Origin of the sequence: Nitratireductor sp. GCM10026969 (assembly GCF_042660605.1) — a bacterium.
In the GTDB taxonomy this organism is placed as follows: Bacteria; Pseudomonadota; Alphaproteobacteria; order Rhizobiales; family Rhizobiaceae; genus Chelativorans.
The window spans coordinates 1-10,070 of sequence record NZ_JBHSUM010000150.1 but is presented as its reverse complement, the minus strand read 5'-3'; the positions used below and the strand labels follow the sequence as shown (position 1 = coordinate 10,070).

The window sequence follows — 10,070 nt, the reverse complement described above, 5'->3', positions numbered from 1 at the left end:
GGTCAGCGCCCCCCGCGGCACGCCGCCGGCAAGCGCATTGTCGAGCCCGGCCGAACCGGTTTCGAGAAAAGCGCCGGCTGCCGCCCCGCGCATGGCCGAAACACCGCGGCGAAGCACCGGGTCCTCCTCGCCCGGAGCGGCAAGCCGCTCGGGCAGGACGCCCTCGATTCTGGCAATTTCCCGGCGCAGGGCATAAATCGTCTTCTGCGCCGTGGCATTGCGCGCCATGGCGTTCGCTCCAGCTCGAATGTTCTTGTTATGTTCCTATCGATTCCAGAGCCAGCGCCCGGAGTCAAGAAGGATTTTATTCCTTCTGCATCTGTCTTCGTCTCTCGAGCGACACGCACACTCGAATCCTGCGCGTGAAAACGCTATATGCGCGGCAAAGGACACGAAATGGCACGCATCTATCAGACCCGCGCCTGGCACGACCAGCTTTCACCATCGCTTGCGGAATTCGAGCTCCTGGCGATGGAGACCTACGCGAACCTGCCGGACGATTTCCGCAAACTCACGGGCGACATCATCATCCAGGTCGTCGAGTTCCCAAGCGAGGAGATCATGGACGACCTGGCGCTGGAGACGCCGTTCGACCTGCTCGGCCTGTTCGAGGGACGCGGCATTGCCGAGCGCTGGAACCCGGCCACCGGCGAGGGCCCCAACCGCATCACCCTCTACCGCCGGGCGATCCTCGACTACTGGGCCGAGAACGAGGAGACCCTGGGCGACATCGTCGCCCATGTGCTGATCCACGAGATCGGCCACCATTTCGGCCTGTCCGACGACGATATGGCGCGCATCGAGGAAGCGGCGGACGAGTGGCCGCATCCGGGCATGTAAATTCTCACGGCAGCAGCGGTCCCGCATTCAGCGCCATCCCGGAAAACGCAGGTTTGTTCGGAACGACGCGCATGCTGCGAGTGCTCAGTAGTCCCCGAGCCTGACCTCCGGCGTGTAGTCCACCCCTTCCACTTCCTTGTAGACCGCCTGGCCGCAGCGCATCGTCTTCGTTTCGAGGTCGAAGGCGTAGGTCGGGTTGCCGTGCAGCAGCCAGCCCTTGTTCAAGGCCGCCGTGACCTTGTGGCAGAAGCTGGAATCGTCCGGGCCTGTCAGGAAGCGGTAGAGCCTCATGTCTCTTTCTCCTTAATTTGCCGCGCCTTGGCGAGCACGCCTTCGGCCATCTCCAGATGCAGACGCTCGATCATGCGCCCGTCGAGGGCGATAACCCCGCGGAAGCGGTTCTCCGGCTTCGCGAATTCGGCCACGATCGCTTCAGCTTCCGCCACCTCCTCCCTCGTCGGCGCGAAAGCCGCATTGGCGGGCGCGATCTGCGCGGGATGGATCAGCGTCTTGCCGTCGAAGCCCATGGCGCGGGCTTCCGTGCATTCGCGGCCGAAGGCATCCGGGTCACGAAAATTGTTGGAGACGCCGTCGAGCACGGTGACGTTGCCGGCGCGCGCGGCGAGCACCATCTGCATAAGCCAGGGCAGAAGATAGCCGCGCCCGCCGGTAACCGAGATGTTCGTCTCCTTGACGAGATCGTTGGTTCCGGCAACGAGACAGGTCAGCCGCGCGGCGGGATCCCTTCCCAGTTCGGCGATCGCCCCGGCGTTGAGAATACCCCGCGGCGTCTCGATCATCGCCCAAAGGCGCAAGGATGTCGGCGCGTCCGTTTCGTCCAGGCTGTCGTCGGCATCGAGGATGTCGCGCGGGCCCTCGACCTTGGGAAGCAGGATGGCATCGGGTTTCAGCGCGCGTGCGGCCAGAAAGTCCTCCGTGCCCCATTCGCCGGCAAGCGAATTGATGCGGATGACGATCTCGCATTGCGGCCGTGCGGAGCCGGCGAGGAAGGCACGCAGGCGCTCACGCGCCTGCTCCTTTTCCTCCGGCGCGACCGCGTCCTCCAGGTCGAAGATGACGGCATCGCAGGCGAGCGAGGATGTCTTCTTCAGCGCCCGTTCGTTGCTGGCGGGCACATAGAGGACGGAGCGGCGCAGACTTCGGAGAGGTTCGTGCATTGCGTGTTTCATGGCCCAAGGGGTCAAAGGACGCAAGGGCTTTGCTTGGCGCGCGCGCTTGTGTAAAGGGTATGGCACCAATCTGGTTACAGACAGGCACGATTAGTCCCATGGAAAAGTTCACCACGCTCACCGGCGTCGCCGCGCCCCTGCCCATCGTCAATGTCGACACCGACATGATCATCCCCAAGGATTATCTCAAGACGATCAAGCGCACGGGCCTCGGCACGGGACTTTTCGCCGAGATGCGCTATCATGAGGACGGTTCGGAAAATCCCGATTTCGTGCTCAACAAGCCGGCCTACCGCAACGCCAGGATCCTGGTCGCCGGCGGCAATTTCGGCTGCGGGTCGAGCCGCGAGCACGCCCCCTGGGCGCTCGCCGATTTCGGCATCCGCTGCGTCATCTCGACGAGCTTCGCCGATATCTTCCACAACAACTGCTTCAAGAACGGCATCCTGCCCATCACCGTCGGCGCGGAAGAGCTGGAAAAGCTGATGGACGATGCCGAGCGCGGCGCCAACGCCACGCTTACGGTGGACCTGGAAGCCCAGGAGATCCGCGGGCCGGACGGCGGCGTGATCAAGTTCGAGATCGACGCCTTCAAGCGCCACTGCCTGCTCAACGGCCTCGACGACATCGCCCTGACGCTCGAAAAGGCGCCGACGATCGAGAGCTTCGAGCAGAAATACACCGAGAGCCGGCCCTGGGCGTAAGCATGCGCCGCCTGATCTCGACCGGCTCGCCCTTCGAGAAGACCGCCGGCTACAGCCGGGCGGTCGTGGATGGCGAGTGGTGCTTCGTCTCCGGCACGACAGGCTACGACTATGCCACCATGGCGATGCCGGAGAGCGTGGAAGAGCAGACGCGCAACTGCCTTGCCACGATTCGTGCCGCGCTCATGGAAGCGGGCTTCGAAATGGCCGATGTGGTGCGCGCGCATTATTATGTGACAGACCGCGCCCATGTGGACCGGGTCTTTCCGATCCTCGGCGAGACCTTCGGTGAAATCCGGCCGGCAGCGACCATGATCGTCTGCAATCTCAACAAGCCGGAAATGAAGGTTGAGATCGAGGTGACCGCACTGAAGCGGGATCGCGCCGGGCCTTGAGAGGCCACGTCCGCTTTCTAAGGGATGCATGGTTCCCTCGGGCCCGTGCCGGAACGCGCCGGTCATGCACGAAACGGCCAAAGACCCCACCGCCGCACCCGTCTGTCTTGCGCTGGCGCCGCGCGCCGTTTAGCAAGGGCACGGTTTCAATTCCCGGAGGCACATATATGGCAACGCGCAAGCTCCTTCTTCTTCCCGGCGACGGCATCGGACCGGAGGCAATGGCCGAGGTGTCGAAGCTCATCGCGGTGATGAACGCGGACTTCGGCGCCGGCTTCGAGACGGAAGCGGGGCTTGTGGGCGGTGCCGCCTATGATGCGCACGGCCAGGCGATCTCCGACGCCGACATGGAGCGCGCGCTCGCCGCGGACGCGGTCCTCTTCGGCGCGGTCGGCGGACCTAAATGGGACGACGTGCCCTACGACGTGCGACCAGAGGCCGGGCTGCTGCGCCTGCGCAAGGAGATGGAGCTTTTCGCCAATCTGCGTCCCGCCATCTGCTATCCGGCGCTGGCCGACTCCTCCTCCCTCAAGAAGGAGCTGGTCGAAGGCCTCGACATCCTCATCGTGCGCGAGCTGACGGGCGGCGTCTATTTCGGCGCGCCGAAGGAGATCGTCGATCTCGGCAACGGCCAGAAGCGCGGTATCGATACGCAGATCTACGACACTTTCGAAATCGAGCGCATCTCCGGGGTGGCGTTCGAGCTGGCGCGCACGCGGGCCAACAAGGTCTGCTCGATGGAAAAGCACAATGTGATGAAGTCCGGCGTGCTGTGGAAGGAGGTCGTGGCTGCCACCCACAAGGCGAAGTATGCCGATGTCGAGCTCACCCACATGCTGGCCGACGCCGGCGGCATGCAGCTCGTGCGCAACCCCAAGCAGTTCGACGTGATCGTTACAGACAATTTGTTCGGCGACATGCTCTCGGACGTGGCGGCGATGCTGACGGGATCGCTCGGCATGCTGCCTTCGGCCTCGCTCGGCGCGCCGGACCCGAAGACCGGGGCCCGCAAGGCGCTCTACGAGCCGGTGCACGGCTCCGCCCCGGACATTGCCGGCAAGGGCATCGCCAACCCGATCGCCATGATTGCCTCCTTCGCAATGTGCCTGCGTTACTCCTTCAATATGCTCAGCGAGGCGGACCGGCTGGAGAAAGCCATCGCCGCCGTTCTGGACGAGGGCTACCGTACCGGCGACATCATGTCGGAGGGCATGCGCCAGGTGAGCACTGGCGCGATGGGCGATGCCGTCGTGGAGAAGTTCCGCGCGCTTTCGGCCTGATCGACCTCAGGCCAGCGCCCAGATGATCGCCAGCACGACGATGCCTGCCAGGCCGCCGATGAAGATCACCCGGCGCAGGGGTGTTTTAAGTACGATGTAGCCCTGGCTGGCGTCGCGCCCTGAAAAGGTTCTTTTACGCTCTTCGGCCATGGACGCCTCCTTGGCCGGTCAACTCGTCGGAAGGACCGAATGTTCCTCAAAGCGAGCTGCGTTCAACTCGACTCGCCCAACGCGTCATCCCGGAAGCCGAAGCCCACAGGGCGGAGGCTGTCCGAGATCCATTCCGTGACTCTTCCACGTTCCGGAATGGATCCCGGCCTTCGCTCCGCGAAACCGGGATGACGCAGCGGAACCCGACCCAAATGCATCCGCTCAGAGAAAAGCGATCCAGCGCCCGGCAATGAGCGCGGCGAGCCAGATTGCCACCGAAAGCACGGCGCCGAACCGCAGGCTTGGGCTTACGACGCCGCTTGCCGCTGCCGCGCGCCAGCCGGGGCTCAATCGGATCACCGCCGCGTTCGCCGCGCCGAGCGAGACAAGCGAAACCTTCGTGAGAAACGCCGGGTTGCCGGCATATTCCAGCGGCTGAACCGAAAAGAGCAGGAAGCCGGTAAGGATCGCGAGCACAAGGCCGGCGGCGGCCAGTCGGGTCATCAGCTTCAAAAAAGGGGCGGCGGGGATGCCTGAAAACAGACCCAGCATGCGCAGATCGACCGGCAGGATCGCGCCGATAAGCAATGCCAGCGAGAAGATATGCGTCGCGTTGAGAAGCGGGTAGGCATAGAAGGAACGGCGGAAGAAGGTTGCGACCTGCCACTCCTGCAGCGCCTGCAGCCACTCCATCAGCATCTACCGCCCGGCCTCAGATATTCGGCACGCGGCGGGGATAGACGTCATAGGTCGCGCCGTTCACGAGGACCCGCGCCGCCTTCATGCTCCGCTCTCCCGGATCGCGCGAACGAAAGCCGATGCAGGTCACCGTATCGCCGATGCTCGCGGCCTCCTCGTCAAAGCCGGCACGAACCGTTCGCGCAAGCGGCGCCAGATCGACGTGCCAGGTACCATCCTCGGCGCGAACCTCCAGCGTGACGTGCGGATTGCCGATATAGATCTCCTCGATCTCCCCGGTAAGCTCGAAAGGCTCGTCCTCGGTCCAGGCCCAGCCGTGATGGGCAAGGGCCGGCAAGGCCGCAAACACCGCGGCGAGAAGTGCGAGACAAGGCAGCAGTCCGAATACCGTCTTCCGTCGCATGGCCGATGCTCCTCGATGAAACGCTGCGGAGTGAAAACTATGGCCCCGCTGCTTCAGGTCAAATCACGTTGCAGCGAGCGTAAGGCCCCCCTACCGATTGACTTCACGTCCATTCGGCTTAAAACCCCATCCACGGAAACGGAGTTTCGACGGCACATGCGCGCTCATCCACCTGCGCAGATCATTGCCAGCCTGCTTCACGCTGCCGGAAACGGCGGCGCCCGTTTCCGTCTTACGACGACGACGGCCAAAACGACCGGCAAAACGGTCTGACCTTCCTTGGCCCGCTCGCACTCTCCCCGAGACAGGCCGGGGAGGGCGAGAAGCCCGCGCGGCCGGCGGGCCTCAACCAAAGCCAAGCGGAGAGGGACAGGAGTTTATCCATGGGTTTCAAGATCGCTGTCGCCGGCGCCACCGGGAATGTCGGCCGGGAAATGCTCAACATCCTGGAGGAGCGCGGCTTCCCCGCCGACGAGGTGGTGCCGCTCGCCTCGCGCCGCTCCGTCGGCACAGAGGTTTCCTACGGCGACAAGACGCTGAAGGTGAAGGCGCTCGACAATCACGACTTTTCCGACACGGACATCTGCCTGATGTCGGCGGGCGGCTCGGTTGCCAAGGAGCATGCGCCGCGCATCGGCCGCCAGGGCTGCGTGGTCATCGACAATTCGTCGGCCTGGCGTTACGACCAGGACGTGCCGCTCATCGTGCCGGAAGTGAACCCGGACGCAATCGAGGGCTTTTCAAAAAAGAACATCATCGCCAACCCGAACTGCTCCACGGCCCAGCTCGTCGTGGCGCTGAAGCCGCTGCACGACAAGGCCAGGATCACCCGCGTGGTCGTCTCCACCTATCAGTCGGTGTCGGGCTCCGGCAAGGAAGGCATGGACGAGCTCTTCGAGCAGACGCGCGCCGTCTTCGTCGCCGACCCGATCACGACGAAGAAATTCACCAAGCGCATCGCCTTCAACTGCATTCCGCATATCGACGTCTTCATGGAGGACGGCTTCACCAAGGAAGAGTGGAAGATGGTGGCCGAGACCAAGAAGATGCTCGACCCCAAGATCAAGCTGACGGCGACCTGTGTGCGCGTGCCGGTCTTCATCGGCCATTCCGAGGCGGTCAATCTCGAGTTCGCCGAGCCGATCACCGCGGAGGAGGCGCGCGAGATCCTGCGCGAGGCGCCCGGCTGCCTCGTCGTCGACAAGCACGAGGACGGCGGCTACGTCACGCCCTATGAGAGCGCCGGCGAGGACGCCACCTATATCAGCCGCATCCGCGAGGACTCGACGGTGGACAATGGGCTTGCCCTGTGGGTTGTCTCGGACAATCTGCGCAAGGGTGCGGCCCTCAATACGGTGCAGATCGCTGAGCTTCTCCTCGCCCGCGGCCTGATCACGCCGAAGAAAGAGGCCGCCTGAGGCAAGGGACCGGACAAACGGAATGGCCGGAGAGGATGCCATGGCCAGCGAAGCACTTGTCGTCGTCGACGTTCAGAACGATTTCTGCCCCGGCGGCGCGCTTGCCGTCGAACGGGGAGACGAGATCGTGCCGCTCGTCAACCGGCTGATCGGGCGCTTCGAGCACGTGGTGCTGACCCAGGACTGGCATCCCGCCGGCCATTCCAGTTTCGCCTCCACACACCCCGGCAAGGCGCCGTTCGAGACGGTCGACATGCCCTATGGCGAGCAGACGCTCTGGCCGGACCATTGCGTGCAGGCAACGCCGGGTGCCGCCTTCCACGAGGGGCTGGAATGGACCAAGGCGGAGCTCGTCATCCGCAAGGGGTTCCGCAAAGCGATCGACAGCTACTCCGCCTTCTTCGAGAACGACCACGAGACGCCGACCGGCCTCACCGGCTATCTGCGCGAGCGCGGGATCGGCAAGCTGACCTTTGCGGGCCTTGCCACCGACTACTGCGTCGCCTTCTCCGCCCTCGACGCGCGGCGCCAGGGCTTCGAGGCGACGGTGATGCTGGAAGCCTGCCGCGGCATCGACCTCGGCGGCTCCCTCGCGGCCATGACCCAGCGCATGCGCGAAGCGGGGGTGGTGCTGGTTTAGGGCTGCATCTGAGGAGTGCCTAACCGCGAGGGGATGCACCGCATCCAAACCGGTCGTCATCCCGGGAAACCGGAGGCTTGTCCGGGATCCATTCCGGAACATTGGAAGAGTCACGGAATGGATCCCGGACAGCCTTCGCCTGTGCTCCGGCTTCCGGGATGACGCGTTGGCCAGTGCGCGATTTAACTTGGTTCCGCTCCCTCAAATCACTACAGGGCGAACCCTCAATGCCGGAAATGGCGCATCCCCGTGAAAACCATGGCGATGCCGCGCTCGTCGGCCGCCGCGATCACCTCCTCGTCGCGCATGGAGCCGCCCGGCTGAATGACCGCCGTGGCCCCCGCCTCGACGGCCGAAAGCAGCCCGTCGGCGAAGGGGAAGAAGGCGTCCGAAGCAACCACCGAGCCTTTCGTCAAAGGCTCGCCGCCATTCGCCGCATCCTCGGCCTTGCGCGCGGCAATGCGGGCCGAATCCACGCGGCTCATCTGCCCCGCGCCGATGCCCACCGTGGCGCCGTCCCGCGCATAGACGATTGCGTTCGACTTCACGTGCTTGGCGATACGGAAGGCGAATTTGAGGTCGGCGAGCTCCTGCGCACTCGGCGCGCGCTTCGTCACCACCTTCAGGTCGAGATCATCGACCACGCCATTGTCCCGCGTCTGCACGAGCAGGCCGCCCGCCACCGTCCTGGCGGACAGCCCCGGCTGGCGCGGATCGGCGATGCCGCCGGTCAAAAGCAGGCGGAGATTCTTCTTCGCCGCGATCAGCGCCTGCGCCTCCTCGCTGACGTCGGGCGCGATGATCACTTCGGTGAAGATCTTCGCGATCTCTTCGGCAGCCTCGGCATCGAGCGCGCGGTTGAGTGCCACGATGCCGCCGAAGGCGGAGACGGGGTCGCAGGCGAGCGCCTTGCGATAGGCCTCCGCCGGGGAGGCGCCTTCGGCCACGCCGCAGGGATTGGCGTGCTTGATGATGGCGACGGCGGCGCTTCTGTCGGGATCGAATTCCGAAACCAGCTCGAAGGCGGCGTCGGTATCGTTGATGTTGTTGTAGGAAAGCTGCTTGCCCTGCACCTGGCGGGCGGTGGCAACGCCGGGCCGCCTGTCGCCGGTCACGTAGAAGCCGGCGCCCTGGTGTGGGTTCTCGCCATAGCGCATGACCTGGTGCAGCCGGCCGCCCAGGGCACGCCACTCAGGATCCGAAACGGATAGCGTCTCCGCGAACCACTGCGAAATGGCGGCGTCATAGGCGGCGGTGCGGGCATAGGCCTTGGCCGCCAGTTCCTGGCGCAGGCGATAGGGCAGCGCACCGCCGTTCTCCTCCAGAGCCGCCAGCACCTTCGTGTAATCCGCCGGATCGGTAACGACGGCGACATAGGCATGGTTCTTCGCCGCCGCGCGCAGCATGGCAGGGCCGCCGATGTCGATATTCTCCACCGTCGCGGCGTAATCCCCACCGCCGAAGCGCACCTCTTCGAAGGGGTAGAGATTGATGACGACGAGGTCGATCGGTTGGATGGCGTGTTGCTCCATGGCCGCGCGGTGCTCGTCATCGTCACGGATGCCGAGCAGTCCGCCGTGCACGGCCGGATGCAGCGTCTTCACCCGCCCGTCCATGATTTCCGGAAAACCGGTCAGGTCGGAGACGTCCCGCACCGGCAGCCCTTCCTTTGCGAGTGCCGCGGCCGTTCCCCCGGTCGAGATCAGCGCGACACCCTTGCCGTCAAGCGCCCGGGCGAAATCGGCAATGCCCGTCTTGTCGGACACGGAAACCAGGGCCCGGCGCACGGATACCAGGTCGGGCGCGGGGATGTTCTTTGCGGAAACGGTCATCGGCAGGCTCTCTCCATCGCAGGCACGGCTGGACTACCATAGAGCGCCGTCAAATCAAGCGGCACCGCGCTAAGGTCGCGCAGCGCTGCCGTGGGTGCGCATCAACCGCCAGCTGACTTCCGCCAGCTCCTCCGCAGCGAAATAAAGCACGATCTGCCGGCTGCGGCAGGGTCCGGCGACGGCGGCGAAGAAGATGGTCTCCTCCACTGCCGGCTCGACGGCGCCGCAGGAAAACACCCAGGTGTCCATCCCCTCCCCGGCGAGAATGAGCAGGCCGTCGTCGTCCCGGTAGAGCTCGACATCGGGATGGATGTGAAAACGCACCGCGACATTGCACTTGGCCTGGCTCCCGCCCGCCCCGCGAAAGCGGTCCGTGCCCGCAAGAAGCGCACCCTCCTGCGAAAGCACGAGCTCGCGCTCGTGCACGATGCCGAAGCGGGCGGCATAGCCGTCGTGCCCGGCGACGAAGCCTTGCATGCCCGCTTCGTCGAGGCGGCGGCACGCGACGTTGCGCGGCCC

Annotated in this window: 13 protein-coding genes and 1 pseudogene; 6 read left to right on the top strand and 8 right to left on the bottom strand. The window is 64.8% G+C overall.

The window, feature by feature from the left end; translation table 11 throughout:
- Positions 1-228, bottom strand: a pseudogene (locus tag ACFP9U_RS20745) (hypothetical protein); the annotation flags it as partial.
- 168 nt (positions 229-396) lie between these two features.
- On the opposite strand from ACFP9U_RS20745, the gene ACFP9U_RS20740 reads away from it, so the two are divergent.
- A complete protein-coding gene (locus tag ACFP9U_RS20740; protein ID WP_322453121.1) occupies positions 397-840 on the top strand; it encodes a metallopeptidase family protein in 444 nt (147 codons plus the stop codon).
- Between the two features lie 84 nt (positions 841-924).
- On the opposite strand, the gene ACFP9U_RS20735 is transcribed toward ACFP9U_RS20740, so the two are convergent.
- Entirely contained in the window at positions 925-1,131 is a 207-nt protein-coding gene (locus ACFP9U_RS20735; protein WP_378624375.1) for a DUF1737 domain-containing protein, read from the bottom strand.
- Entirely contained in the window at positions 1,128-2,018 is an 891-nt protein-coding gene (locus ACFP9U_RS20730; RefSeq protein ID WP_378624374.1) for an HpcH/HpaI aldolase/citrate lyase family protein, read from the bottom strand. The genes ACFP9U_RS20735 and ACFP9U_RS20730 overlap by 4 nt, the downstream gene beginning before the upstream one ends.
- 110 nt (positions 2,019-2,128) lie before the next feature.
- Here ACFP9U_RS20730 and leuD point away from each other — a divergent pair, with 110 nt between their 5' ends.
- The 3 genes from leuD (at position 2,129) to leuB (ending at position 4,409) form a co-directional block, all read left to right on the top strand.
- Positions 2,129-2,734, top strand: coding sequence for a 3-isopropylmalate dehydratase small subunit (gene leuD / locus ACFP9U_RS20725; protein WP_378624372.1), 606 nt, complete (start codon positions 2,129-2,131; stop codon positions 2,732-2,734).
- A gap of 2 nt (positions 2,735-2,736) precedes the next feature.
- A complete protein-coding gene (locus ACFP9U_RS20720) occupies positions 2,737-3,129 on the top strand; it encodes a RidA family protein (RefSeq protein ID WP_378624370.1) in 393 nt (130 codons plus the stop codon).
- 167 nt (positions 3,130-3,296) lie between these two features.
- On the top strand, positions 3,297-4,409 hold the full coding sequence (leuB, locus tag ACFP9U_RS20715) for a 3-isopropylmalate dehydrogenase (protein WP_378624368.1): 1,113 nt from the start codon (positions 3,297-3,299) through the stop codon (positions 4,407-4,409).
- A 6-nt stretch (positions 4,410-4,415) separates the two neighbouring features.
- On the opposite strand, the gene ACFP9U_RS20710 is transcribed toward leuB, so the two are convergent.
- The 3 genes from ACFP9U_RS20710 to ACFP9U_RS20700 all read right to left on the bottom strand — a co-directional run bounded on the left by ACFP9U_RS20710 (position 4,416) and on the right by ACFP9U_RS20700 (position 5,661).
- The gene (locus tag ACFP9U_RS20710; RefSeq protein WP_378624366.1) at positions 4,416-4,559 is read right to left on the bottom strand and encodes a peptide ABC transporter permease; all 144 of its coding nucleotides are present in this window, start codon (positions 4,557-4,559) and stop codon (positions 4,416-4,418) included.
- 222 nt (positions 4,560-4,781) lie between these two features.
- Positions 4,782-5,258: a DUF2214 domain-containing protein gene (locus ACFP9U_RS20705; RefSeq protein ID WP_378624364.1), complete on the bottom strand. Its 477-nt coding sequence runs from the start codon at positions 5,256-5,258 to the stop codon at positions 4,782-4,784.
- A gap of 13 nt (positions 5,259-5,271) precedes the next feature.
- Entirely contained in the window at positions 5,272-5,661 is a 390-nt protein-coding gene (locus ACFP9U_RS20700) for a DUF6152 family protein (RefSeq protein WP_378624362.1), read from the bottom strand.
- 383 nt (positions 5,662-6,044) lie between these two features.
- Here ACFP9U_RS20700 and ACFP9U_RS20695 point away from each other — a divergent pair, with 383 nt between their 5' ends.
- Both ACFP9U_RS20695 and pncA read left to right on the top strand, forming a co-directional pair.
- Positions 6,045-7,079 carry an aspartate-semialdehyde dehydrogenase gene (locus tag ACFP9U_RS20695; RefSeq protein ID WP_378624361.1) on the top strand — a complete coding sequence of 345 codons (1,035 nt, stop codon included), beginning with the start codon at positions 6,045-6,047 and terminating at the stop codon, positions 7,077-7,079.
- 40 nt (positions 7,080-7,119) lie between these two features.
- Positions 7,120-7,719 carry a bifunctional nicotinamidase/pyrazinamidase gene (gene pncA, locus ACFP9U_RS20690; protein WP_378624359.1) on the top strand — a complete coding sequence of 200 codons (600 nt, stop codon included), beginning with the start codon at positions 7,120-7,122 and terminating at the stop codon, positions 7,717-7,719.
- Between the two features lie 224 nt (positions 7,720-7,943).
- On the opposite strand, the gene purH is transcribed toward pncA, so the two are convergent.
- Both purH and ACFP9U_RS20680 read right to left on the bottom strand, forming a co-directional pair.
- Positions 7,944-9,551 carry a bifunctional phosphoribosylaminoimidazolecarboxamide formyltransferase/IMP cyclohydrolase gene (gene purH, locus ACFP9U_RS20685; protein ID WP_378624358.1) on the bottom strand — a complete coding sequence of 536 codons (1,608 nt, stop codon included), beginning with the start codon at positions 9,549-9,551 and terminating at the stop codon, positions 7,944-7,946.
- Between the two features lie 69 nt (positions 9,552-9,620).
- On the bottom strand, positions 9,621-10,070 hold a 450-nt coding region (locus ACFP9U_RS20680; RefSeq protein WP_378624357.1), incomplete at its 5' end, for a heparinase II/III domain-containing protein.